Here is a 23,904-nt window from a genome sequence, read left to right as displayed (position 1 = left end):
GGTTCAGGTTTTGAGACAGTCAAATTGCTTGTGTCAGGAAGGTGGTAGCCTTGGAAGCGGTTTCGTTCTCGCCCTTAAAGTAAAATGTCAGATCGGCGCGGGGCTGCTGCAGATCCTTCGCGCAGACACGGTAAGGCAGCCAGGTTGAGCTGTTTTCTCTGAGGTCGATTTTGCTGGGCCCGAAAAGCTCGAAGTGGCCAGAGCCAGAGAGCGAGACTTCGACCAAAGCCTGATTTTCTGTAAACGCTTCGATCTTTATCCGATAGTTATTGCAAAGGGTGCGTTCATTTAACCGGGTATACAGCGCGTTTCGATCCTTGCGTATTTCGATGAGCAGGCTCGTGGTCCGGGTAAAGCCATAAAGCACGGCGCTGCCGGCAATGAGCATGATGGTCGCGTAACCCACCAGGCGAGCTCTGAGGATCGGAGAGGTCTGACCAGACAACTGTGCTTCGGAGGCGAAACGAATCAGTCCGCTGGGGCGATTCAATTTGGTCATTACGTTGTCGCAGGCGTCGATACAGGCTGCGCAATCGATGCAGGCCGCTTGAAGGCCATCACGGATATCGATGCCGGTGGGGCACACCTGAACACAGAGGCCACAATCCACGCAGTCGCCGCTGTTGGCATCGGCGTTGCGCCTGTTGGCACGTGGTTCGCCGCGACCGGCATCGTAGCTGACGGTGCGAGTGTCTTTATCGAACATGACCCCCTGGAAGCGGGAGTATGGGCAGGCATGCAGACAGATTTTCTCCCGCACAAGACCCGCGTTGGCATAGGTCAGTCCAGTCATGATCGCCAGCCAGCCCGCCACGGAGGGGGGGCATTTGAAGTTGAAGGGCATCCGTAATCAGGTCGCGGATGGGGATAAAATAGCCCGTGAAGGTGAGCGCGGTCAGGGCTGCGACCCCTATCCAGAGAACGTGTTTGCGGACGCGTCGCAGCAAACGCCCGGAGCTCATCGGTCTGTTATCCAGTCGTGCTCTGACGCTGGCGCGTCCCTCGGTCATATCCTCGATACGGATGAACAGCCAGGTCCAGATGCTCTGCGGGCAGGCAAATCCACACCAGACCCTGCCCCAGGCCACCGCCATGAAGAACAGCAGGCAGGCTCCGGCAATCATCAAGCCCGCCATCAGCGGGAGGTCGTGCCAGGAGAGGGCGTTACCGAACAGGATCAGTTTGCGCTGGGCGAAAGAAAACATCAGCCAGGGTTGACCATCAACCTGTATCCACACCAGGCCGAAGAACAGCGCCAGCAACGGCCAGCTGGTCAGCCGACGCAGGTTCTGAAATCGCCCCTCCGTCAAACGCACATGAAACTTGCCGTCTCGGGCAAAGGGCGGTGTGTACTCTTCAGTAACGGGTATTTTTTCCATTGCGACTCATCCCCTGATTTTTGATTGGGGCAGATTACGCTTGTGACTTGGATAGGGTCAGGTATAAATAAAATAAAATTAATGGGTACAGATTGAGGCTGTGATGAGCTCTGACTACCGCTACAAACAGCTGGAAAACTGGTTGTTACAGGGGATTACCGAGCAACGTTGGCGGTTGGGTGAGCGCCTGCCCTCCATCCGTGCCTTATGTCAGGAGCGAGGGCTGTCAAAGGCGACGGTCCAGCACGCGCTGCAGCGGCTGGAAGCCCGAGGCTTTCTCGAAGCACGGCCCAAAGCCGGTTATTTTGTTGCATTGAAGCCGGGTGAGATGAGTAAGTCCTTTAGCCGGGCCCGAATTGATGCGCCACGTGCGGTGAACATCAGCGAACTCCTGCTCGATATCATGCGACGTAGCGCGGCGTTTGATCTGCTGCCTGATCTTAATAGTGGTGATCTGCCGCCGGGGATCGTGGCACTGAACCGGTCAATCGGCCGCTCGCTGCGACGGCAGAAGGGTGAGGGGTATCAGTATTACGATGAGCCGGCGGGGGATTGGCGGCTGCGTGAGCAGTTAGCACTGCACAGCGCGCGCAGGGGGTGGGCGGTTTCACCGGATGAGTTATGCATTACGTCGGGGTGTCAGCACGCGCTGTTCCTTGCGCTGATGGCGTCCTGTGAGCGGGGGGATGTTGTCGCTGTTGAATCACCCGGATTCTATGGTGTGCTGCAGTTGTTGGAGCAACTGGGCCTGCGGGTTATTGAAGTCCCGACCTCAGTCGAATCCGGCATGGATATGGATGCGCTGGAAACGGTGTTAAAACGCTGGCATGTGAGCGCCTGTGTTGTCTCGCCAACGTTTGCGACTCCGGCAGGCTCATTGATGCCGACCGAGTCTAAACTTCGTCTTCTTGGTTTGGCCGAACGCTATAATCTGGCAATCATCGAGGATGATATCTACGCCGATACAGCGCTTGGCACCGCCCCTGATCCACTGAAAGCGATGGATTGCGACAACCGTGTCATACTGTGTAGCTCGTTTTCCAAGTCCCTGTCGCGCGACCTGCGTCTGGGGTGGATCTCCGGTGCAAGATGGCATGACCGGATCCAGCATTTAAAGTTGGTCACGCAGCTGGCAACCAGCCGTTATCTTCAGCAGGGGGTGGCTGATTTCATGGCGGATGGTGGGTTTGCAGCGCATTTGCGCAGGCAGCGGAATGAGCTGCGCGTCAATCGGGATTGCCTTATCGCCGAACTCCGAGACTGGTCAGGGGACGTGCGGGTGAGCGCACCTCAGGGCGGGCTGACAGTCTGGGTGGAGTTGGCGCAGCCTGTCGATACGCTTAAGGCCTATCCGCGTGGTCTGGAGCAGGGTGTGATCATAACGCCGGGCCCGCTTTTCTCGGTATCGGGACAGTTTACGAACTGCCTGAGAGTCAGTTTTGCCCACCCTTGGACGGCGTCCCGAATGCAGGCTCTGGGGCGGTTACCCATGCTACTGGCTGGAAGCGTTTAACTGTGCCCATCGATAATGGACTGGTTGTGCCTGATCGGCCCCACTCTGGATCGGTATATTTGCCCCTTTGGGCAGCCGAAGACGGCTGTGTTTTCAATGAAGGAAATGTGTAGTGCCCAAGCCCGGTGATATTCGAAGCTGCTCACGCGCCAACCTGACCGGTATTCTCTGGATGACGCTGGCGATGGCCTTTTTTGCGCTGGAAGATGCATTGTTCAAAAGCGCTGCTCAAACCATGGGCAACGGCCAGGTGATCCTGTTGTTTGGGGTCGGTGGCGCGGTCGTTTTCTGGTTGGGATTGTTATGGCGAAAGGAGCCTGTATTCCTTGCCATACAGTCACCCGTTATGTGGGTGAGGATGCTGTTCGAAGTTGTTGGTCGCATGTTTTACTTCCTGGCACTGGCGCTAACCCCCCTGTCCGCCACGACAGCGATCCTGCAAGCGACGCCCGTTGTTGTGGTGCTTGGCGCAACGCTGTTTTTTGGTGAAAGGGTTTCGCTGATGAAGTGGTTTGCCATCGTCGTGGGCTTGATTGGCGTGCTGATCATTTTGCGGCCGGATGGTGATGATTTCTCGGTACTGTCACTGCTGGCGGTGGTGGGGCTTATCGGATTTGCCGGGCGAGATCTCGCGAGCAGAGCAGCCCCGGTCGCATTCAGCACGTTCGCGCTGGGTTTCTATGGTTTTATTGCGATTATCATCGCCGGTGTTGTCGTTTCGATATGGAGTGGAAAACCATTTACCCCACCAAGTGGATCGGCAAGCCTCGCTTTGGTGGGAACGATCTTTTTCGGCGTTATCGCTTATATGGCGTTGATGAAAGCGATGCGCACGGGAGAAGTGTCGACGGTCACGCCCTTCAGGTACTCTCGACTTCTGTTTGGTGTGGCGCTTGGCTACTTCGTATTCGGCGAACCGCTGAACCCCTCCTTTTGGCTCGGAAGCGCCGTTATCGTCAGCTCGGGCCTTTTTATTATGTGGCGAAGACGTCCTGCAAAGAGTTACAAAACTCCTGCTTAGATTAACCCTCGGTGGCGATATCAATTCAACGGAGGTTTTGAACGGTAGCGGCAAACGGGGTGAGCAGATTCACGGTCGCCAGTCTCTACTGGCGAATTTGGATCAAACCGAGATGGCACTGAAGGCCGATACTTTGATCGAAAGTGGAAGCTAGGTCTATCATGGAAGGTGCAGCGTATCCGTGCCAGAATAGATTTAACTGAGTGGTGAAAAATATCCTTTGCCACCTATCCTTTGCCACTAAGGCCTCTGCAGTCGCCAAAGAATATGGACAAAGTCACGCAAAAGGTTGTTACCGAATTTATAAAACTTGTGTCGATGAGATACGAGACGACTGGTTTTATCCTTTTTGGGAGCAGGGCTTGCGATTCCCATCAACCGGATAGCGATGTGGACCTGGCTATTCTGATGCGAGGAGAGCGGGGCGATTTTGTTGATACGAAGCTTGCGATGGCTGATATTGCCTATGACTTGTTACTGGAATTTGGCATTCGCATCCAGCCCTTGCCAATCTGGGAAGGGGAGTGGCAACACCCGGACTCATACCCAAACCCTCGGTTGCTTCACAATATCGAACGCGATGGAATTCGTTTGTGAAAAATCTGATGGTTAAGGCTTTGCGAGCTTCCGAGTCAGCCAGGTTATTGCTCGACGCCGGCGATCTTGATGGGGCCTGTAACCGTGCTTATTACGCCATGTTCGATGCAGCTAGAGCCGCACTTCTCTCAATGTGTCCTGATACCCGACCGGAAGCGGTCAGGTCTCATAACGGTTTGATTTCAGCGTTCAGCCTTCAGTTAGTAAAAACCGGCTATGTCCCAGTAGAGCAGGGTCGGGCGCTGAACCGAGCGGAAGAGATTCGGCTTATCGCGGACTACAGAGGTGACTTCGTCAGTGAAGAGCAAGCCGCTTGGGCTGTTGGCCAAGCGGAGCTCTTTGTGGATAGGATCCAGGTATTGCTGGATAACCAATAGTCGCCGTAGCGGCCGAGCCCACCCATGATTGCCTTGCCTGCAGCGGGGGTATATCCACGCAGTCAGCTGGTATTGACGGAGGTGTAAACGCCGTCTTCTTTACCGGTGTAGATCTTGCTGGCGTGCATCTTGCAGCAGGTTTTATTAGCTTTTTGAACTCCAACAAAATCCGACACAGGGCAGAGTATGAGCGGAATCGGGGCGGCGACCGACGAGGAATACTGGGTGATCTGGAACGGCGAGATGGGCGCTGTGGATACGGTGACCATCGGCTGCGTGGAAACCACGGATAGTGGCCGTAACGCCTGGCTGGATGAACCTTACGATATGGTGGGGCCTATCAGCCTGGATGAGCTTGAACACTCCGGACGCATCCATTTCGCCGCCTGTATGGTGATGTCCCGCCAACGCTGGCAGGCGGACCAGGTAGTGCTGCGACAGGAGTCGATCAAACTGCGCCGCGAGGCACAGCGGCGAGCCGCAGAAGCCTTTGCGCGGTTTAACGAACGTCGTATGGCTCAGCCCTCACCCTTTGAACAGTACTCCGAGCGCAAACACCGCGAGCTGTTAAAGCTCCCGGTGGAAGGGCACTTAAAAGCCAAAGAGATCAAAACCGCCTATCGCAGGCTCGCTCAGAAAGCCCACCCGGATACCGGTGGCACTCAGGAGCAGTTTGTGCGTATTACCGAGGCGCGGGACGCGCTGCTGGCAGCTGCCTCCTGATTGTTGGAATCAGGACAGATCTTTAAACAGACCGTATCGCCAGCCGCGCATGGCGATAATCACGGTGGTGCCGTGGCGTTGCTCGAACGGCTGAGCAACATCCTCCCGGTTAAACTCCTCGAACTCCCGAGCCAGGCGCTGCATCCGGCGCTGAAACGCTTGGTTGGATGATTTGGATAACATTCCGTTGAGCACGATTAGCTGTTCATCGTCGCTCTGAAAACAGCTGTTGAAGTATTCGGCGGCGATCCGCTGTTGGAAAAACTGCTGAATCGGCCCATTTTCGATCCAGTTGAAGTTGGCAGCCACTTTCAGCTTGATGCGGTTTTTGGGCAGCAGATCGATAATCTGCAGCTTATCCAGTCGCGCCAGTTTCTGAATACAGGTGTGTTCATCAAGGCCATGGACATGAAGGATCTCTTCCAGTGTCCAGCGGTTGAGCACGCACACGGTAATCAACAGTAAAGTCAGATCGTTGGCGATCTCCCGTTCCTGTTCAACGTTGAGCCGCTCAATCCGGCCCGCATGTTCCTCCATCTGTTTGACCAGATCCGAGATCTCCATGCCGATCAACTGACAGATCGCATCGAGCCGGTCCAGTGACATCTGTTGAGTTGAAAACAGGCGCTTGACGCTGGCTTCCGAGAGCTCGAGTACCGCGGCCACATCGGCATACGTTTTACCTGCGGCCTTAAGAGATTGCTTGAGAGTGCTGATCAATGCTTGAGTCTGGCGAGCCATGAGCGCGTACTCCGCAACTGTGTGAAAGGCGAGTTGGCATAAGAGGTGTCGTATATTAATACTCTTTGGCTGATATGGCGCGACATTTTTCATTTTGGTTGTGCCTGATGTTCCGTTGCGCAAAGGTTGAGCAACTTCAATAACGCTCAACAACGGAACCGGCCATGAACCAGCTTTTTAGAATCAGGGGATTTCTTCCCTACATCCTGGTGGTTTTTATCAACGCCTTTGTCGATCTCGGTCACAAGATCGTTATCCAGAATACGATCTTTAAAACCTGGGATGGCGAACTGCAGGTGATGTTGACTGCACTGATTAACGGCCTGATCCTGCTGCCGTTCATTCTGCTTTTCTCTCCCTCCGGCTTTTTGGCCGACCGTTTCTCCAAGACCCGGGTGCTGCGCTACGGGGCATTAGGCGCGGTATTCGGGACGGCAATGATTACGCTGAGCTATCTGGCGGGTTGGTTCTGGGTAGCCTTCGCACTGACTCTGCTGCTGTCGATTCAGAGCGCCATCTACTCACCGGCCAAGTATGGTTACTTGCGTGAGGCGCTGTCCGATGAACGTCTGGCTGCCGGGAATGGACTGGTGCAGGCGGTGACCATTGTCTCGATCCTGAGCGGCACTTTCGTATTCTCGGCACTCTTTGAGCATTTCTACCTGACCCGGTTTGAGACCACCGCCGAGATCATGCAGGCAATAGCTCCACTGGGCTTTATTCTGGTGGGTCTTTCTGTTGTCGAGTGGTTGATCTGTGCGCGTCTGCCGGAGCACAGCCCCGGTGATGGCGATAAGCGTTTTGAAATGCGGGCGTACCTGTCCGGTCGTTACCTGCGTTCAAACGTTGCGCAGATTCGTGAACGTCGCTCCATCTGGCTCTCCATCGTGGGGCTGGCGACATTCTGGGCGGTGTCTCAGGTGATTCTGGCGGCCTTCCCGGCCTTCGCCAAGGAGGTGCTTCAAGAGACCAATACGGTTGTGATCCAAGGTCTGCTGGCCGTTAGCGGCATCGGTATTGTGATCGGGTCATTGTTGGCTGGGCGTCTGTCGCCGCGCCATATCGAACTGGGTCTGGTGCCGGTGGGTGCGCTGGGTATCGCTGCCAGTCTGTTGCTGCTGCCGCAGTTGAACACTGCCTATGCTATCGCTGCACTCTTTCTGGTACTGGGTATCAGTGGCGGCTTTTTCATCGTACCGCTGAATGCGCTGATTCAATACTCTGCCGGCCCTGAGCGTCTGGGTACCGTGCTGGCCGGTAATAACTGGATTCAGAACCTCGCTATGCTCGGCTTCCTGGTCCTGACGGTACTTTTCGCACGTCTGGGGCTGAATAGCCAGGGCTTGATCTACCTGTTGGCAGTGACGGCGATTGTCGGTGCTTTGTATACCATCTCCCAGTTGCCCCAGTCGCTGGCGCGCATTGTGGTTGGGCTGATTCTGAAGCGTCGTTACCGGGTGTCTGTGGCCGGGTTGGATAATCTGCCTAAAGAGGGTGGTGTTTTGATGCTGGGTAACCACATCAGTTGGATCGACTGGGCCATGGTTCAGATTGCCTGCCCGCGTCCGGTTCGCTTCGTGATGCTGCGCAGTATTTACGAGACCTGGTATCTCAAGCCGCTGCTGAAGTTCTTTGGCGCGATTCCGATCAGTGCCGGGAACAGCCGTGAGGCGCTGGTCCGTGTTCAGGAGTGCCTGAAAAACGGCGAGGTGGTTTGCCTTTTCCCGGAAGGGGCGATCAGCCGTACCGGTCATCTCGGTGAGTTCCGCGCCGGTTATGAACGTGCGGTGGAGGGCCTCGGTAATGAAGAAGCCGTTATTCTACCGTTCTACCTGCGTGGCCTTTGGGGCAGCCGTTTGTCTCGCTCCCACAGTGATAAATTGCGTGAGAATAGCGTTACCGGATCCAAGCGCGGGGTGATTGTTGCCTTTGGAGAGCCGCTACCGATCACCACACCGGTACAGCTGTTAAAGCAGAAGGTGTTCGAACTCTCGATCAGTGCCTGGGAAGGCTATACCGAACAGCTTGATCCTTTGCCGCTGGCCTGGCTGAAACAGGCCAAGCAAAACCTGCGCGCAGAGAGTCTGATTGATTCCGTAGGTGGCACATACAGCAATGCTCGGGTGATTGCGGGTACTACCGTCATCGCCAACGCGATGCGACGTATCAGCCCCCATAAACAGGAGCCGAATCTGGGCCTGTTGCTGCCTTCTAGCGCCGGCGGTGTTATGGCGAATCTGGCGGTGATGCTGAACGGCCAAACAGCCGTGAACCTGAACTTTACCGCCGGTATCGAGGCGGTTCAGGGTGCGATCCACTCAGCGCAGATCAAGACTGTGTACACATCCAAACGGTTTGCGAACAAATTGCAGGGGCGGGGGATTGAACTGGATCAGCTGCTGGCCGGTACTCGTATCGTTTATCTGGAAGAGGTGAAAGCCGGTGTCGGCGAGCTGGCGCTGCTCCGCCACCTGCTTGGTGCCATGCTGCTGCCGGCTTCCGTGCTCTATCGGTTGAATGGTAAGCGCGTGAGCAGCGATAGCCCGGCCCAGATCCTGTTCTCCAGTGGCAGTGAGGGCGTGCCCAAGGGCGTCGTGCTGACCCACCGTAACCTGATGGGCAATATCAAGCAGATCAGCGACGTGCTCAATACCCGGGGAGACGACGTGATGATGGCGACGCTGCCTCTTTTCCACTCCTTCGGCCTGACAGTTAACAGCCTGCTGCCCATGGTGGAGGGGATTCCCGCAGTCTGTCATCCCGACCCCACGGATGCGTTGAATGTGGCGAAGGCGATCACATGCCACAGAGGGACAATCCTGTGCGGAACGGCCACCTTTCTGCGTCTTTACACCCGTAACCGCAAGGTACAGCCCATGATGCTCGAGTCCCTGCGGGTGGTGGTCGCAGGCGCTGAAAAACTGACTGATGATGTTCGTAACAGCTTTGAGCTGAAGTTCAAGAAAACCATTTACGAAGGCTATGGCGCGACCGAAACCGCGCCGGTGGCCAGTGTTAACGTGCCGGACCGGATCGACCGGTCCAACTGGAAGGTTCAGCCGGGCCAGAAACGTGGCACTGTGGGCATGCCGTTGCCCGGTAGCTGCTTCCGGGTGGTGGATCCCGATACACTGGAAAGCCTGCCAGTGGATGAGGATGGCCTGATTCTGATCGCCGGTGGGCAGGTGATGCTCGGCTATCTCAATAATGCCGAAAAGACCACCGATGCCATCGTCGAGCTCGATGGCCGTCGCTGGTACAAAACCGGCGACAAGGGGCATCTGGACAAAGAGGGTTTTCTGACTATCGTTGATCGCTATTCCCGTTTTGCCAAAATCGGCGGTGAGATGGTCAGCCTGGGCGCGGTGGAGCAGGCTGTACGCGATGCGATCGGCGATGCTGAAATGGAGTTTGCGGCGACCAACGTCAAGGATGATAAAAAGGGTGAGCGGATTGTTCTGTTGGTGGCGGGTAGGGTTGACCCACAGGCCCTGCGCCAGCAGTTGATCACCCAGGGCGTGAACCCGTTGATGATCCCCGCTGAGATTATTCCGGTGGATGCGCTGCCCAAACTGGACAGTGGCAAAATCGACTTTGCCGGGTTGAAAAAGCTCGCGGCTTAATGGTGAGGCGGTCGGAGGGGAGCGGTGTCTTGATACGCTCCCTGTTCGATACACAAGAGAGAACAATCGAGAAAGGATGCATAGACCCAATGAACGCACTCTTCGATCAAAAGACTCGGGCTTCTGAACCGGTTCTTAATGCTATCGCGCATATGCCTACCCGTAGCCTTTCGGTGTTAATGGATGAAGGGTTTATACGGACGCTGACCGATACCCACTTTATGCGTATCGCAGCGCTGCTGGCACAGAAAAGTTACGACGAGGGCGGATGCCCCATTGGCGCGGTGATTGTCGATAACGCGAGCGGGCGTATTCTGGGCAAGGGGCATAACACGCTGGTTCAGGAGAGCCATCCCTATAATCATGGTGAAACCTCGGCGATACAGGATGCCGGGCGCATCGATTTCAGTCAGACCACCCTGTACACCTCGCTCAGTCCCTGTGATGTCTGCGCAACGCTGATTCGGATGCGTGGCTTCAAACGGGTGGTTGTGGGCGACATCACCAATGCGTCCGGTAACGAGGCGATGCTGCGCGAGGCCGGTGTGCAGGTGGATATCCTGGAGGATAGCGGTGCAATAGCTCTCTATGCACGTTATCGCCGGGAGTCGCCGGCGCTGGATCTGGAAGACTGGCAGGGGGTGAGTGGCGTTCACCAATAACTCAGCCGCTGGGTTTTGGCTGCCCGGTTAGGTTTACCTCTTGAATCTGTCGGTTTATATTAGGGTATACCCCTATTGGTATGGGTGGCCGGTTTGTTGGGCTGCCTTTTGTTTTTACGGGGGGATTTCCCGGCTCCGATAATAAAGATAACAACAGGGAGAGAATCGTGAGCAAGCCGGCGTACCAGTCTTTTTACGATCAGTTCGATGTCGAATCACTGACGCGCACAGTATTGCAGAGTGATCCGGCACAGGGAATCAACGTCTGTGCCGAGATCTGTGATAAGTGGGCCAGTGACCCCGAGCGCATCGCTTTGGTTTACCAGGGTATTGAGCGAGCGCCGCAACGCTGGAGTTATGCCCAGCTGCAATCTGAGTCCGCTCGCTTTGCCAACCTGTTGAAGCAGCAGGGCGTGGGTAAGGGAGATCGGGTCGCAGCGCTGCTGCCCAGAACGCCGGAGCTGCTGGTGGTTATTCTCGGCACCCTGCGTATCGGTGCCGTTTACCAGCCGCTTTTTACCGAGTTTAGTTCCCGCGTACTCGAATACCGTCTGGAAAAAGCATCCGCACGGCTCGTCGTCAGCGATGATGCCAACCGCCACAAGCTTGATAAGCTCTGCGATAAGGTGCCGATTGTTCGCGTGACTGGCGAAGGTGCTGATAGCCATCGCGACATCGACTACTTTGCCAGCATGGCGTCTCAGTCCGATCAGTTTGAGCCGGTCTTGATTGGTGCCAACGAGCCGATGCTGCAGATGTTTACCTCCGGCACCGTCAGTAAATCGAAAGGGGTTGAGGTACCGGCGCGCGCTTTACTCTCTTTCTATGTCTATATGACCTGTGCCATTGACCTCCGCCCGGATGACCACTTCTGGAATGCGGCGGATCCGGGCTGGGCCTATGGGCTCTATTACGCGGTGATCGGGCCTTTGCTGCTGGGCGCCTGTACCCATTTTAACGAGCATAGTTTTACGCCAGACACGACCTACCGGATGATTCGCGAGTATGGCATCACCAATTTTGCCGCCGCACCCACCGCCTACCGAATGCTGATGGCTCATGACCGCTTGCTGCCTGACGAGCCGGCGCTGGGGCTGCGGGTGGCCAGCAGTGCCGGCGAGTCGCTGAGCCCGGAAGTGATCAGCTGGGTGGGGCGCCGGATGGGCTGTCCGCTGATGGATCATTATGGCCAGACCGAGACCGGGATGACCTGTTGTAATCATCACGCGCTGTCCCATCCGGTACAGCCGGGAGCTATCGGCTATTCGATGCCGGGGCATCGGGTGGTGGCGCTGGACGGAAATTACGAGGAGGTTGCTGCCGGTGAGTGTGGGCAACTGGCTGTGGATGTCGTTAACTCACCGCTGTTCTTTTTTCAGGGTTATACATGGCGGGAAGCGAATCCTCTGTACGGCCGCTATTACCTGACCGGGGATGTGGTGGTCAGCCGGGGTGATGGCAGTTATGCCTTTGTCGGACGTGACAACGACATTGTGACAACCGCCGCCTATCGGGTGGGGCCTGCCGACATCGAGAGTGTCCTGCTGGAACATCCTGCCGTTGCCGAGTCGGGTGTCGCCGGTAAACCGGACAGTGCCTGCGGATCGGTGATCAAGGCCTATGTCGTGCTAAAGAGCGGCTATACCCCCGACGAGGTTCTGGCGGGGCAGCTTAAGGATCGGGTGATCGAGCGCCTGTCCGCCCCGGCGTGCCCCCCCGAAATCGAGTTTGTGCAGGCGCTGCCCAAAACCCTCAGTGGCAAAATTCAACGGTCTATTTTACGCAACAGGGCGCGTGAAGAGGCTGATCGATAGAGAAAAACAGGAATACAGTATGCAAGTGATGAGTTTTGAGGAGATGCAGCGCTTTCTGAGCGAGCATTTCCCCCAGGGTGATCAATATGGTCAGCTGGAAGCACTGGGTGACGGTTGGGCCGAGATGCGCCTGGCCGTGGGCGATGATCATCTGCGTCCCGGCGGCACGGTATCAGGCCCTACCATGATGGCGCTTGCGGACGTTGCACTTTACGTGGCGCTGCTCAGCCGTATCGGGCCGGTCCCGATGGCGGTCACCATCAACCTCAATATCAACTTTCTTAACCGGCCTCGACCGGATACGGATCTGCTGGCCCGCGCCGAGATGCTCAAGGTGGGCAAGCGGCTGGGTGTTGGGGAGGTCTATGTCAGCTCCGCCGGGGAAGAAGATCCGGTGGCCCATGCAACACTGACCTATTCGATCCCGGAGCGCTCATGAGCAGTCTCCAGTGGCATGAGGAACAGGTGACGCTGGATGGCGGCGTACGCCTTCAGCTGCGCTGGGGTCGACAGCCCTCCGGACAGGGCCGCCCGGTGCTGGTATTGCTGCATGAGGCGTTGGGCTGTATCGAGATGTGGAAGCGCTTTCCCCAACAGCTGGCGGAGCACACCGGGCTGGATGTGCTGGTGTTCGAGCGTCGGGGCTATGGCGGTTCGACGCCCATAACGCTGCCCCGGCCGGACGACTATCTGCTCGAGGAGGGGCAGGTCTGGTTACCCCGGTTACTGGACCGGCTGGCGCTGGAAGAGGTGGTTCTGTTTGGCCATAGCGATGGTGCCTCCATTGCACTGATGGGCGCAGCCCACTGCCAGGAGCAGGTCAAGGCGGTGATTTCCGTGGCCGCCCATATCTATGTGGATCACCTGACACTCTCCGGTATCGAGGCAGCGGTAAAGAGTTATCACTCCACCGATCTGCCGGAGCGTCTGGCGCGCTACCATGGGGACCGCACCGATCTGCTTTTCCGGGCCTGGCACGAGACCTGGCAGCGGCCGTCATGCCAAAGCTCGTTGGACCTGCGGCCGCAGTTGGCTGGTATCCGAGCGCCCACACTGGTGATGCAGGGGGATCGGGATGAATATGGTGTGCCGGAACAGGTGGCGGATATCTGTGCAGGGATTGGCCCGGAGGCCCGTGCCGTATTTATCGAGGATTGCGGGCATGTACCGCACCTGGAGCAGACCGAGCAGGTGATCGCGCATACAGGGGCGTTTCTGCGCGACCACGGTATCTGTTGACCGAGAGTGTGTCCTTAAGCGTTAAGCCGGTTGTTCATCTGCACCAGAGCAGCCAGGCTTTCCGCCCGCATTTTGCTCATGACGCGGGAGCGATGCACCTCCACGGTTTTGGGGCTGATCCCCAGTGTTTCGGCAATCTCCCGGTTTGAGTTGCCACTGACCACAAGCTGCATGACCTCCCGCTCGCGTCGGCTCAGTACCTCGTAGAGGGTGCGCAGTTCACGCTCTTGCTGCTGCTCGCTGAACAGCTTTTCGGCCTCCGTCATCGCTCGGTCGACCAGCTGGAGCAGGATTTCATCGTCAAACGGCTTCTCAATGAAATCCAGCGCGCCGTTTTTCATCGCATTGACCGCCATGGGGACATCACCGTGGCCGGTGATGATGACCACCGGCAGACGGATATCCTGCTCGCGCATCAGTTGCTGCAGTGCCAGCCCGTTGATCTCGGGCATACGCACATCCAGCAGCATACAGCCGGCGCGGCCGTCATACGCATCCAGAAACGCCTGCGCCGATGCAAAGGTTTCTACCGGGTAAGGGGTCGATTCCAGCAGCCACTGCATGGAGTCACGAAAATCTGCGTCATCGTCAACGATAAAAACGGCCGGCTTTGCCTTGGTCATGTCTGCCCCTTAACAGGAAGTTGGAAGTGAAACTGGGTGCCACTGCGGCCGTCGCTCTCGACCCAGAGGCGTCCGCAGTGACTCTCGATAATCGTATGCGAGATGGACAGGCCCATGCCCAGGCCCGTTTCCTTCGAGCTTGCGAACGGCTCGAACAGGTTTTCCAGCTGCTCCGGTGAAATGCCCGATCCCTGGTCGATGACACTGACGCGCACACATTTGCCTTCCAGGCTGCGCGTTTCAATGGTAACCGGCCGTGCACTGAGACTTGAACCGGCGTAGGACTCAATAGCGTTGCGAACCAGGTTCAGCAGGACCTGTTCGATCTGCAGTCGGTCCGCCTCGATTATCGGATCCTCCGCTGCCAGTTCAAAATGGAAGCAGATATTGTTGTCGATCGCTTCCTGGTTGAGGAACTCGGTTACTTCAACACAGGTTTCATTGACCGCGAAGCTGGTGCGCTGAAACTCGGTTCGGCGCACAAATCCACGCATCCGTTTTATGATCTCCGATGCGCGCAGCGCCTGTTTGGAGATCAGGCGCATGGAGCGCGTGAGTTGCTCAAGCGGGGTGGCCTGGCCCTCGTCCAGCCGACGCAGCGTACCGTTGCAGTAGTTGATGATGGTCGCCAGCGGCTGGTTGATCTCATGGGCCAGTTCGGTGGCCATCTCACCCACCGACAGCAGACGGGACATATGCGCCATCTCCAGTTGCTGACGCTTGACCTTTTCCTCGGCCTGGCGCTTGAGCGTGATATCCCGGGCGATGATCGAGTAGTACTCCACCTGCATGCTTTCGGCGCGGTTGCGATGGGCGATGACCTCCCGCACTTCCGCGATACGGCCGGGATTGTCAGCCGGATAAAACGGAATGCTGCCATACCAGATACTGTATAGAGAGGCATGCTGCAGTGCGGGCTTAACCAGGGTTGCCAGCGTCTCTTCCGAAAACAGCTCGTTCAGGTTGATGGCTGTGAGGTTTTCCCGCTCGGCACCCAGCGTCTGGTAGGCCGATTCGTTCAAATAGGTCAGCTGCAACGTACGGTGGTTGCAGAACATGATCATGTCCGAGGAGGCTTCCACCACCCGAGCCAGGCGCCGGGTCGATTGCTGGGCCATTTCCCGCGCGGTCACATCCCTCGACACGCAGATGATCTCAACGGGTTTACCCGCATCATCGCGGATAGTTCGGCTGGTGGTTTCGAGCCAGATGTAGTGCCCATCGCGGTGCTGGCAGCGGCTCAGGTTGGTATACATGCCGCGGTGGTAGCGTACCGATTCCGCACGCTTGATAAAGTTTTCCGCATCGTCCGGGTGGAACAGATCATAACCCGGCGTACCGATGATCTCCTCCACGCTGTAGCCGAGTACGCGTTCAACCGCCGGGTTGACGTCGATGAACGTCCACTCCGGCGTCGGCGTATGGCGGGAAATCATATCCGTGGACTGTTCTGCCAGCAGGCGATAACGCTCGGCTTCCTGCTGGCATCTCTGCAGTTCCTGCTCCAGTGATAGCATCGTTTTCCTTGTTGTTGGCGCCTCTGGGCGCCCCCAATCTTATGACTTTAGGGGTTATTGTGTAATAAGGGAAAACACGTATGATGAGATTGTTGGATGGAGTCCGATAAACCGCGACTGGCTCACCGAACTTGCTGGTGAAGAGGAAAAATAATGACAACACACAGCCATAGTCCGTATACCCTGGGCTTGGATCAGAATCCGGCCAATTACACACCACTCAGCCCGCTCAGCTTTATCGCCCGCACTGCGGCAGTTTTTCCCGAACGCACCGCGGTGGTTCATCAACAGGTGCGTCGCACCTGGGCGGAAACCTATAACCGCTGCCGTCGTCTTGCCAGTGCCCTGACACAGAGGGGCATCGGTAAAGGGGATACCGTTGCCGTTATGGCACCCAATCTACCGGAGGTATTCGAAGCGCATTTTGGGGTGCCGATGTGCGGTGCCGTGCTTAATGCATTGAATGTTCGTCTGGATGCCGAAGCGATTGCATTCATTCTGCAGCATGGCGAAGCCAAGGCGATTATCGTTGATCGCGAGTTCTCCGAGGTGATCACCCGGGCGATAAAGATTGCCCGTATTTCACCGCTGCTGATCGATATCGATGATCCGTCTTTCGAAGGCGGATCGCTGATCGGCGAATGTGATTACGAGCGTTTTCTTGCCGAGGGAGATCCCGGGTTTGACTGGCAGCTGCCGGCGGATGAGTGGGATGCGATCACGCTTAACTATACATCCGGTACCACGGGGGACCCGAAGGGGGTGGTTTACCACCACCGCGGCGCTTATCTCAACGCGATCAGTAATATCGTCTCCTGGAATATGGGAGATCGGCCGGTCTATCTCTGGACCCTGCCGATGTTTCACTGCAACGGCTGGTGCTTTCCCTGGTCGATTGCGGCTAGCGCCGGCGTCAGCGTCTGCCTGCGCCATGTCCGTGCCGACGATATTTACAGCCTGATCAAGACCGAGAAGGTCGACCACTTCTGCGGTGCGCCCATTGTGCTCAATATGCTCAACAATGCACCGGCGGAGCTCAAGGCCGGTATCGAACATCAGGTCAAGGTCATGACCGCGGGTGCCGCGCCGCCCGCCTCGGTGATCGAAGGCATGGAGGATATGGGCTTTAGCGTGACCCACGTGTATGGGCTGACCGAAACCTATGGCCCCAGTGTGGTTTGTGCCTGGCACGAGGAGTGGGATGAAAAAAGTCCCAATGAGCGTGCTCGACTCAAGTCACGTCAGGGGGTTAAGGCACCGATGCTGGAGGGCCTGATGGTGGCTGACCCGGAAACGATGGAGCCGGTGCCACAGGATGGAGAGACCATTGGTGAAATCTTCATGCGCGGCAACCTGGTGATGAAGGGGTATTTGAAAAATCCGACGACCAGCGACAAGTCGTTTGCCGGTGGCTGGTTCCATTCCGGGGATTTGGCGGTCTGGCATGAGGACGGTTATGTGGAGATCAAGGACCGTTCCAAGGACATCATCATCTCTGGAGGCGAGAATATCTCCAGTATTGAGGTCGAAGATGTGCTCTATCGCCACCCGGCCGTGATGGAAGCCGCAGTAGTCGCGCAGAAAGATGAGAAATGGGGCGAGATCCCCTGCGCTTTTATTACCCTCAAAGAGGGCGCCGGGACCCTCTCCGAAGAGGAGATGATCCAGTTCTGCCGCGATAATATGGCTCACTACAAGGCGCCGAAGCGCGTGTTGTTCTGCGAGCTTCCCAAAACCTCCACCGGTAAGATTCAGAAGTTTGTTCTGCGCTCGCAGGCCAACGGGGATAACTGACCTGACGTTAAAGGTTACAGGGAGAAGCGGGTGAGCAGCTTTTGCTGCTCATTCGCATACTCCAATAACTTGTGGCCGCTTGCCGAAGCGCGGGAGGCATCCTGAGTGGTCGCTTGCGCGGTATCATTGAGGCCGTTCAGTGTCCGGCTGACCTCCTCGACCGCTTGCGTCTGCTGACTTGCCGCCTCGGTGATCTGGGTACTCAGCGTACCGATATGAGCAATCGCCCCATTCAGCGAATCCAGCGAAGCCTCGGACGCGTGCGCCTGTTCGACACAGGCCTGAGTCTGGCCGTAGCTTGATTGCATCACCTTCACCACCTGGGCAATTCTGGCCTGCATATTCTCGATCATATTTTGAATCTGCCCGGTTGATTTCTGGGTCCGGCTGGCCAGCTCGCGCACTTCATCGGCAACCACCGCAAAGCCGCGCCCGTGTTCCCCGGCCCGTGCCGCTTCTATGGCCGCATTCAGTGCCAGTAAATTGGTTTGCTCGGCGATATCCCGAATGGTCGACAGGATACTGTCGATCTCACTGCTGTAGCTGGCCAGTTGATCGCTAACCTCCACCGCCTGCTGAATACCGGTAGCCTGGGTCTGAATGCTGGCCAGTGTTTTGTGCACGTTCTCGGTCAGGCTGACGCTGAGCTCTTCGCACTGATGCACGGCGCTGAGAGTGGTTTCGCTGTGCTCGGCAACGGCACCTACACTGCTGGATATCTCGGTAGCGGCTGAAGCGGTCTGTTGCAGTTGATCGCTCTGGCGGGTCATTGCTGTCGTGGTGCGTTCGCTGATCGCGGAGCTTTCACTGGCTAGGGTGGCGAGCTGGCTGGAGCCACGGGTAATCGTATCGACAATGTTCCTCAGGCCCGCGACCACGTCATTCAGGGTTTGACCCAACTCGCCGAATTCATCCCGGCGCTCCTGGTCGAAGCTCACCCGCAGATCACCATCTCTGAGCTGAGTAAGCTGGCTGCGGATGGTCTTCAGTGGGCGACGCAGTGCCTGAATAGTCAGTACCGCGATACCCAGTGCCATAACAATGGCTGTCAACGTGACGGCGAGAATGATCGTATTGCTGACCGATACCGCCTGTTGTCCCTGCTCGCGCGCCTGGCGGGCGTTGGCGCGGGCGCTCTCGACCAGTTGGGCTGAAAGGGCGGTGAACTGTTCAACCTGAGCGGAGAGTTCGGTGAGGTTGCTGTTCATTTCATGCCGGGTGGCGTCGAGCCGATTGTACAGTTCGACGATTCCGTCCTCCCCAAACAGGCCGGTTTCAAGCTGGTTTATCAGTGGGGCGATTGGTTTCGCTTTAGGCTCGACCTGGCTGAACTGCCCAAATGCTTCTGTCAGTGTACCGCGGTTGGTCGCGGCATCCGCGTTGAGCGCGTCGAGATTATGGCTGCGCTGGTAATTGAACAGCATGAAACGATAGGTGTTGGCGTTACGTGTCACCGCACGCACGCCCTGGATGCCGTCCGAGTCGCTGGCCGATGCCAGGTAGTTCCGGGCCCAGCTGGCAAGCGCGTCATTCTGGGTAAAAAACAGAATCGCTTTCTGGGATGCCTGCGCTTCCAGCTCGTTGGACTGATGATAAAGGCCGAAAAGAGACTGAGAGAGTTGTTCCAGCCCCCCGGCGCGGGCGTTCATGGTGTTGATCGCCGATTGCTGGGCGTCATTCAGGTTCGACTGCTGGGACAGCTCGTTCAGTTGCAGGGCAAGATCTTGATAGCTGGCGCTGAAACGGTCGCGATAACGCTCGAATGAGTCCGGGTCGCGTTGTGCCAGCGCTGCATAGAGCTGGACCGTGGCGGCACTGACGGCGAGGGTCTGCTCGTAACTGCGCTCGATCAGCGGTATGACCGATTGTGTCAGCCGGGCAACGTCACTGCCAACGGTCCGGCTTGCATAGAGGCCGCTGGCGCCGACCAGAATGATGAAAAGGACCAGGACCGACAAGCCCAGCGCTATTCGCTGTGTAATGTAGAGCTTCATTTTCTACCCTGCAGTTATTGTTATTAGGGTGGGCTAAGCAATAAAAGTAAGGGTATTTACTTATTAATCGGCTGTAAAGTGTTTCCGTTTAGCCGCGCTCCTGCAGGGCACTTTATCCCGGTTTCTTCCGCTTACCTGCGTGCTTGACCCGCAGCAATCTTTAATTGAAGATCAGGGTAATTGCTTATCTTTTGCGCGTATTTGAACCGATGTGTTGGTTATCGATGGAGCCGCGCGCATCAACCCGGTTACATAAGAACCAACAAGAAGAGGAAAGCGCATGAATCAACCTATGCTGAAACGTGATGATCAAGCCGGTGTGGCCTGGCTGACGCTGGCCCGGCCCGATGCCTACAACAGTCTGTCGCTGGAACTGATGCAAGGCCTGCATGAGGAGCTTGATCGCATTGCTGAGGATCTGGAGGTCCGTTGTGTTGTTATACGCGGGGCTGGCAAGGGGTTCTGTGCGGGTCATGATCTCAAGCAGATGCTCGGCGAAGGCGAGGAGTCTTACTACCGGTGCACATTTGAAACCTGCTCACGCCTGATGCAGCGCATCGTCAACCTTCCGGTACCGGTCATTGCTCAGGTGCACGGAGTGGCAACGGCGGCGGGCTGCCAGCTGGTGGCCAGTGCTGATCTGGCGGTAGCGGCGGATAATGCACGCTTTGCCACACCCGGTGTGAATATCGGCCTGTTCTGTTCGACGCCCATGGTTGCCTTGAGCCGCGCGGTGCAACCCAAGCATGCGATGGAGATGCTGTTGACCGGTGATCTCATCAACGCGGGCCGAGCCTGCGAGGTCGGTCTGATCAACCAGGCGGTGCCGGAAGCCGAGCTGCAAACGACGGTTGAAGGTCTGGCCGGTAAGATTGCGGCCAAATCCCGTCGTACGCTTCAGATAGGCAAGCTGGCGTATTACAAACAGCGTGAACTGCCACTGGCGGATGCCTACGCGTACTGCAGTGATGTCATGGTCGGTAATATGCTGACTGATGATGCTCAGGAGGGGATTGACGCCTTTATCAACAAACGTCAGCCCCAGTGGACGCACCGGTAGTCATTTCGCGACAACTTCAATGACGCGGACGGCGTCGCTTTCCAGGTTTAGTACCAGGTTGCGCGCCATTTCCGCAAAGCGGCTTCCCAATACCCGTGCCGGTGACAGCGCCACACGCTCAGGCTGACCCGACTCCTCCTTCTTGAGCTGACGCTGACGCCATGTCAGCGCATCGGCGCTCCAATCCTCAATGGCCAGGTCACTGAATCCTGCTTCCAGCAGTTGCTGCCGGAGTGCTTCGGCTGTCAGTAGGTGTGACTGCGTTTTCTCCTGTGCCCAGGGTACCGGGTAGCGCATGTTGTCGGGGTTTTCGCCACGCACGACCTCATGCATGATCAGCTTGCCGCCGGGGCGCAGTATGCGTCGGCACTCGGACAGCACCCGGTCATGTCGAGGCATGTTTAAAAAGCTGTGCTGAAACAGAATGCTGTCGATGCTATGGGCCGCAAAGGGCAGGTCATGGGCGTCGGCTGTAAGTATCGAAGTAGAGACCGGTTCATCCAGGCACTGGTTCAGGCCCCGGTTGAGCCGGTTAAGGGCGTGGGTGATATCCAACCCGATCATGGATATGCCCAAGCCCGCCGCCTGACGCATCAGCCCGCCGGCGCCGGAGCCGATATCCAGAACTCGCTGTTTGGGTGTGAGGTGACGCAGCAGGCGCTGTGATGCTTTGATGCCGCCGATATGCAGTTGGTCGACAGGTGCCAGCTGAAACAGGCTGGCGCCATCCGGATAGGCACTCTGTACGTCCTGGAGCAGGGCTGCCGGATCCAGCGACTGGTCGTAATGTTTATCGATACTCATGATGACAGACGCCGGCCTCGGGAGGCCGGCGTCGAAGCTCCTTGTCGGATCGCTTGTTTGACCGATGAACTAGACGTCGAGCCCCAGCTCCTCGATCGACATTTCGCGCATTTTAAACTTCTGTATTTTGCCGGTCACCGTCATCGGGAAGGCATCGACAAACTTGAAGTAGCGCGGGATCTTGAAGTGGGTGATCTTGCCTTTGCAGAACTCGCGCAGATCCTCGGCGGTTACATCGTCGGCGTCGGGATGCAGTTTGACCCAGGCGATCAGTTCTTCACCGTACTTCTTGTCCGGTACCCCGGTCACCTGGACTTCGGAAACGCCCGGGTGGGTGTAGAGAAACTCTTCGATCTCCTTGGGGTAAACGTTCTCGCCGCCCCGGATTACCATATCCTTGATACGACCGACGATCTGAATGTAACCCTCCTCGTCCATTGTCGCCAGATCGCCCGTGTGCATCCATCCCGCTTCATCAATGGCTTCATGGGTGGCCTTGTCGTTGTTCCAGTACTTGAGCATCACGCTGTAGCCGCGTGTGCAAAGCTCGCCGATCTCACCCCGGGGCAGGATCTGACCGCTGCCGGGATCGACGATTTTGCTCTCCAGGTGAGGCTGGGTGCGACCGACGGTGGAGACCCGCTTTTCGATGCTGTCGTCGGCACCGGTCTGGGTGGAAACCGGGCTGGTTTCGGTCATGCCGTAGGCGATCTGCACCTCTTTCATGTGCATCTTGCTGATCACCTGCTTCATCACCTCGGTGGGGCAGATGGAGCCCGCCATGATACCGGTGCGCAGCGTGGACAGGTCAAAGCTCTCGAACTCAGGATGATCCAGTTCGGCAATGAACATGGTTGGCACCCCGTACAGGGCCGTTGCCCTCTGTGAGTGGACCGCTTTCAACACGGACGTTGGCTCGAAACCCTCATCCGGGTAGATCATTGTTGCGCCGTGGGTGATGCAGCCCAGGTTGCCCATCACCATACCGAAACAGTGGTACAGCGGAACCGGGATCACCAGGCGGTCTTCACTGGTAAAGCCCATGCTTTCCGCAACGAAGAACCCATTGTTGAGAATGTTGTGGTGCGACAGGGTGGCACCCTTGGGAAAGCCGGTGGTGCCGGAGGTGTACTGGATGTTGATCGGATCGTCGAACTGCAGTGTGGCCTGAAGGTCGGCCAGCTCCTGCTCACTGATCTGGTCCGCCATCTCCAGCATATCGCCCCAGCGCCACATGCCTGGGTGCTTCTCGTCCGACAGGTTAATGACGCACTCCAGCTCGGGCAGCTTCTGCGATTTCAGCTTGCCATCGGCGCAGGCTTTAAGCTCCGGGGCCAGCTCATAGAGCATGCCGCGATAGTCGGAGGTCTTGAAGCTGTCGGCGGTGATCAGAAAACGGGTGCCTGACTGGTTCAGCGCATACTCCAGCTCATGGGTCCGGTAGGCGGGATTGATATTGACCAGAATGGCGCCGATTTTTGCCGTGGCTATCTGAGCCAGGGTCCATTCGCTTCGGTTCGGCGACCAGACCCCGACCCGGTCGCCCCGGTTTACGCCCAGTGCGAGCAGGGCACGAGCGCAGCGATTGGCCTGTTGCTGCAGCTCACGGTAGGTCCAGTGCACATTCTGCTGCAGGACGATCAGCGCGTCGTTGTCAGGGTAACGCGCTGCGATCTCGTCAAACTTATCGCCGATGGTCATGCCGATCAGTGGTTTGTCGGCGGTGCTGCTGGTGTAGCTTGGCAGTGTGTTGCTCATCGTTTGGCTCCGATTTTTTTTGTTATCCGGACTGATGAAATTTGGAAGACCGCTTAGCGGAAGCGTCCGTGGTATTCAGGATTGGGTTGCATATCGACGGCACCCGCGACCCGGTTGGTCATGTTGTAAAAACCGGCCACGTTGGCGATATCCCAGATGCCGCGCTCACTGAAACCCACATCGCGCAGTGCCTGCCGGTCGGTTTCACCGACCTCGGCCGGGGTGACGGTCAGCTTGTGGGAGAAATCGAGCATGGCGCGCTGGCGCGGATCGAGTTGGGCGGCGCGGTAGTTCATGACCAGAAGTTCACCCAGGGCGGGATCGCCCGAGTAATCGCGCACGGCCGCGCCGTGGGCTGTCAGGCAGTAGAAGCAGTTGTTGGCGGACGAGACGACAACGGCGATCATCTCGCGTTCCAGTGGCGTCAGCTCACTTTCGCCAAACATCAGCTCGTTATAAAAGCGGGAGAACACGTCGAGCTGCGCCAGGTTCTGGCTGTAGGCCTTGAGTACGTTGGGCACCATGCCCAGTTTCTCATCGCACTTGCCGAAGTATTTACGTACATCCTCCGGCAGCTGATCGCGCTCAGGGATTGGCAGTTCCAGGGCCGTGATGTGGTCGGGCTGTGACATCCTTAGAGTCCTCTTGTTATCGGTTGCTTTGCG

The 23,904-nt window shown here is 57.1% G+C and carries 21 protein-coding genes; 12 read left to right on the top strand and 9 right to left on the bottom strand.

Translation table 11 applies throughout. The features are described from left to right. Window positions 1-19 precede the first annotated feature (19 nt). Together G403_RS25635 and G403_RS25630 are read right to left on the bottom strand one after the other, a co-directional pair. Window positions 20-793, bottom strand: coding sequence for a 4Fe-4S dicluster domain-containing protein (locus tag G403_RS25635; protein WP_245578210.1), 774 nt, complete (start codon window positions 791-793; stop codon window positions 20-22). Further along, a complete protein-coding gene (locus G403_RS25630) occupies window positions 696-1,379 on the bottom strand; it encodes a CcoG/RdxA/FixG family protein (RefSeq protein ID WP_245578209.1) in 684 nt (227 codons plus the stop codon). The genes G403_RS25635 and G403_RS25630 overlap by 98 nt, the downstream gene beginning before the upstream one ends. Before the next feature lie 103 nt (window positions 1,380-1,482). On the opposite strand from G403_RS25630, the gene G403_RS0105935 reads away from it, so the two are divergent. The 5 genes from G403_RS0105935 to G403_RS0105910 all read left to right on the top strand — a co-directional run bounded on the left by G403_RS0105935 (window position 1,483) and on the right by G403_RS0105910 (window position 5,610). Next, complete coding sequence (locus G403_RS0105935; RefSeq protein ID WP_027853180.1) at window positions 1,483-2,892, top strand: aminotransferase-like domain-containing protein; 1,410 nt, start codon at window positions 1,483-1,485, stop codon at window positions 2,890-2,892. Window positions 2,893-3,004: 112 nt separating this feature from the next. After that, complete coding sequence (locus G403_RS0105930; RefSeq protein ID WP_245578208.1) at window positions 3,005-3,913, top strand: DMT family transporter; 909 nt, start codon at window positions 3,005-3,007, stop codon at window positions 3,911-3,913. Window positions 3,914-4,180: 267 nt separating this feature from the next. Beyond that, a complete protein-coding gene (locus G403_RS0105920; protein WP_027853178.1) occupies window positions 4,181-4,510 on the top strand; it encodes a nucleotidyltransferase domain-containing protein in 330 nt (109 codons plus the stop codon). Further along, entirely contained in the window at window positions 4,507-4,887 is a 381-nt protein-coding gene (locus G403_RS0105915) for a HEPN domain-containing protein (RefSeq protein ID WP_211232651.1), read from the top strand. Before G403_RS0105920 ends, G403_RS0105915 begins: the two co-directional genes overlap by 4 nt. Window positions 4,888-5,073: 186 nt before the next feature. Continuing rightward, the gene (locus G403_RS0105910; RefSeq protein WP_027853176.1) at window positions 5,074-5,610 is read left to right on the top strand and encodes a J domain-containing protein; all 537 of its coding nucleotides are present in this window, start codon (window positions 5,074-5,076) and stop codon (window positions 5,608-5,610) included. Window positions 5,611-5,619: 9 nt separating this feature from the next. Here the strand turns inward: G403_RS0105910 and G403_RS0105905 are convergent, their stop codons facing one another. Continuing rightward, window positions 5,620-6,351 (bottom strand): helix-turn-helix domain-containing protein, encoded by a 732-nt coding sequence (locus tag G403_RS0105905; protein WP_027853175.1) that lies wholly within the window; start codon window positions 6,349-6,351, stop codon window positions 5,620-5,622. 164 nt (window positions 6,352-6,515) lie between these two features. Between G403_RS0105905 and G403_RS0105900 the strand changes: the two genes are divergently transcribed. The 5 genes from G403_RS0105900 (at window position 6,516) to G403_RS0105880 (ending at window position 13,689) form a co-directional block, all read left to right on the top strand. Next, window positions 6,516-9,974 carry an acyl-[ACP]--phospholipid O-acyltransferase gene (locus tag G403_RS0105900; protein ID WP_027853174.1) on the top strand — a complete coding sequence of 1,153 codons (3,459 nt, stop codon included), beginning with the start codon at window positions 6,516-6,518 and terminating at the stop codon, window positions 9,972-9,974. Between the two features lie 89 nt (window positions 9,975-10,063). Further along, on the top strand, window positions 10,064-10,636 hold the full coding sequence (locus G403_RS0105895) for a nucleoside deaminase (protein WP_027853173.1): 573 nt from the start codon (window positions 10,064-10,066) through the stop codon (window positions 10,634-10,636). A gap of 167 nt (window positions 10,637-10,803) precedes the next feature. After that, window positions 10,804-12,450 carry an AMP-binding protein gene (locus tag G403_RS0105890; protein WP_027853172.1) on the top strand — a complete coding sequence of 549 codons (1,647 nt, stop codon included), beginning with the start codon at window positions 10,804-10,806 and terminating at the stop codon, window positions 12,448-12,450. Window positions 12,451-12,469: 19 nt separating this feature from the next. Beyond that, window positions 12,470-12,889 (top strand): PaaI family thioesterase, encoded by a 420-nt coding sequence (locus G403_RS0105885; protein ID WP_027853171.1) that lies wholly within the window; start codon window positions 12,470-12,472, stop codon window positions 12,887-12,889. Continuing rightward, window positions 12,886-13,689 carry an alpha/beta fold hydrolase gene (locus G403_RS0105880; RefSeq protein ID WP_027853170.1) on the top strand — a complete coding sequence of 268 codons (804 nt, stop codon included), beginning with the start codon at window positions 12,886-12,888 and terminating at the stop codon, window positions 13,687-13,689. The genes G403_RS0105885 and G403_RS0105880 overlap by 4 nt, the downstream gene beginning before the upstream one ends. Before the next feature lie 14 nt (window positions 13,690-13,703). Here the strand turns inward: G403_RS0105880 and G403_RS0105875 are convergent, their stop codons facing one another. After that, a complete protein-coding gene (locus tag G403_RS0105875) occupies window positions 13,704-14,312 on the bottom strand; it encodes a response regulator transcription factor (protein ID WP_027853169.1) in 609 nt (202 codons plus the stop codon). Beyond that, a complete protein-coding gene (locus G403_RS0105870) occupies window positions 14,309-15,829 on the bottom strand; it encodes a PAS domain-containing sensor histidine kinase (RefSeq protein ID WP_027853168.1) in 1,521 nt (506 codons plus the stop codon). The genes G403_RS0105875 and G403_RS0105870 overlap by 4 nt, the downstream gene beginning before the upstream one ends. A gap of 153 nt (window positions 15,830-15,982) precedes the next feature. On the opposite strand from G403_RS0105870, the gene G403_RS0105865 reads away from it, so the two are divergent. Next, entirely contained in the window at window positions 15,983-17,623 is a 1,641-nt protein-coding gene (locus G403_RS0105865) for an acyl-CoA synthetase (RefSeq protein WP_027853167.1), read from the top strand. Between the two features lie 14 nt (window positions 17,624-17,637). Here the strand turns inward: G403_RS0105865 and G403_RS24385 are convergent, their stop codons facing one another. Next, window positions 17,638-19,617, bottom strand: coding sequence for a methyl-accepting chemotaxis protein (locus G403_RS24385; RefSeq protein ID WP_051298596.1), 1,980 nt, complete (start codon window positions 19,615-19,617; stop codon window positions 17,638-17,640). A gap of 280 nt (window positions 19,618-19,897) precedes the next feature. Here G403_RS24385 and G403_RS0105855 point away from each other — a divergent pair, with 280 nt between their 5' ends. Next, window positions 19,898-20,677, top strand: a complete 780-nt coding sequence (locus G403_RS0105855; RefSeq protein WP_027853166.1) for an enoyl-CoA hydratase — start codon at window positions 19,898-19,900, stop codon at window positions 20,675-20,677. On the opposite strand, the gene G403_RS0105850 is transcribed toward G403_RS0105855, so the two are convergent. The 3 genes from G403_RS0105850 to G403_RS0105840 form a co-directional block, all read right to left on the bottom strand. Next, window positions 20,678-21,481, bottom strand: a complete 804-nt coding sequence (locus G403_RS0105850) for a class I SAM-dependent methyltransferase (protein ID WP_036232750.1) — start codon at window positions 21,479-21,481, stop codon at window positions 20,678-20,680. A gap of 69 nt (window positions 21,482-21,550) precedes the next feature. Further along, window positions 21,551-23,239, bottom strand: a complete 1,689-nt coding sequence (locus G403_RS0105845; protein ID WP_027853164.1) for an AMP-binding protein — start codon at window positions 23,237-23,239, stop codon at window positions 21,551-21,553. Window positions 23,240-23,292: 53 nt separating this feature from the next. Next, entirely contained in the window at window positions 23,293-23,871 is a 579-nt protein-coding gene (locus tag G403_RS0105840) for a peroxidase-related enzyme (protein WP_027853163.1), read from the bottom strand. Window positions 23,872-23,904 lie beyond the last annotated feature (33 nt).

It is taken from the genome of Marinobacterium litorale DSM 23545 (assembly GCF_000428985.1).
Lineage (GTDB): Bacteria > Pseudomonadota > Gammaproteobacteria > Pseudomonadales > Balneatricaceae > Marinobacterium_D > Marinobacterium_D litorale.
The sequence above is the reverse complement of the archived record's forward strand: the minus strand, read 5'-3'. Positions and strand labels throughout refer to the sequence as shown.

What these genes read in the sequence shown, in the direction of transcription:
- G403_RS0105845 (WP_027853164.1), bottom strand. Translation starts at nt 23,239, where the DNA reads ATGAGCAACACACTGCCAAGCTACACCAGCAGCACCGCCGACAAACCA.
- G403_RS0105875 (WP_027853169.1), bottom strand. Translation starts at nt 14,312, where the DNA reads ATGACCAAGGCAAAGCCGGCCGTTTTTATCGTTGACGATGACGCAGAT.
- G403_RS0105895 (WP_027853173.1), top strand. Translation starts at nt 10,064, where the DNA reads ATGAACGCACTCTTCGATCAAAAGACTCGGGCTTCTGAACCGGTTCTT.
- G403_RS0105935 (WP_027853180.1), top strand. Translation starts at nt 1,483, where the DNA reads ATGAGCTCTGACTACCGCTACAAACAGCTGGAAAACTGGTTGTTACAG.
- G403_RS0105865 (WP_027853167.1), top strand. Translation starts at nt 15,983, where the DNA reads ATGACAACACACAGCCATAGTCCGTATACCCTGGGCTTGGATCAGAAT.
- G403_RS0105880 (WP_027853170.1), top strand. Translation starts at nt 12,886, where the DNA reads ATGAGCAGTCTCCAGTGGCATGAGGAACAGGTGACGCTGGATGGCGGC.
- G403_RS0105885 (WP_027853171.1), top strand. Translation starts at nt 12,470, where the DNA reads ATGCAAGTGATGAGTTTTGAGGAGATGCAGCGCTTTCTGAGCGAGCAT.
- G403_RS0105840 (WP_027853163.1), bottom strand. Translation starts at nt 23,871, where the DNA reads ATGTCACAGCCCGACCACATCACGGCCCTGGAACTGCCAATCCCTGAG.
- G403_RS0105910 (WP_027853176.1), top strand. Translation starts at nt 5,074, where the DNA reads ATGAGCGGAATCGGGGCGGCGACCGACGAGGAATACTGGGTGATCTGG.
- G403_RS25635 (WP_245578210.1), bottom strand. Translation starts at nt 793, where the DNA reads ATGACTGGACTGACCTATGCCAACGCGGGTCTTGTGCGGGAGAAAATC.
- G403_RS25630 (WP_245578209.1), bottom strand. Translation starts at nt 1,379, where the DNA reads ATGGAAAAAATACCCGTTACTGAAGAGTACACACCGCCCTTTGCCCGA.
- G403_RS0105870 (WP_027853168.1), bottom strand. Translation starts at nt 15,829, where the DNA reads ATGCTATCACTGGAGCAGGAACTGCAGAGATGCCAGCAGGAAGCCGAG.
- G403_RS0105850 (WP_036232750.1), bottom strand. Translation starts at nt 21,481, where the DNA reads ATGAGTATCGATAAACATTACGACCAGTCGCTGGATCCGGCAGCCCTG.
- G403_RS0105905 (WP_027853175.1), bottom strand. Translation starts at nt 6,351, where the DNA reads ATGGCTCGCCAGACTCAAGCATTGATCAGCACTCTCAAGCAATCTCTT.
- G403_RS0105920 (WP_027853178.1), top strand. Translation starts at nt 4,181, where the DNA reads ATGGACAAAGTCACGCAAAAGGTTGTTACCGAATTTATAAAACTTGTG.
- G403_RS24385 (WP_051298596.1), bottom strand. Translation starts at nt 19,617, where the DNA reads ATGAAGCTCTACATTACACAGCGAATAGCGCTGGGCTTGTCGGTCCTG.
- G403_RS0105900 (WP_027853174.1), top strand. Translation starts at nt 6,516, where the DNA reads ATGAACCAGCTTTTTAGAATCAGGGGATTTCTTCCCTACATCCTGGTG.
- G403_RS0105855 (WP_027853166.1), top strand. Translation starts at nt 19,898, where the DNA reads ATGAATCAACCTATGCTGAAACGTGATGATCAAGCCGGTGTGGCCTGG.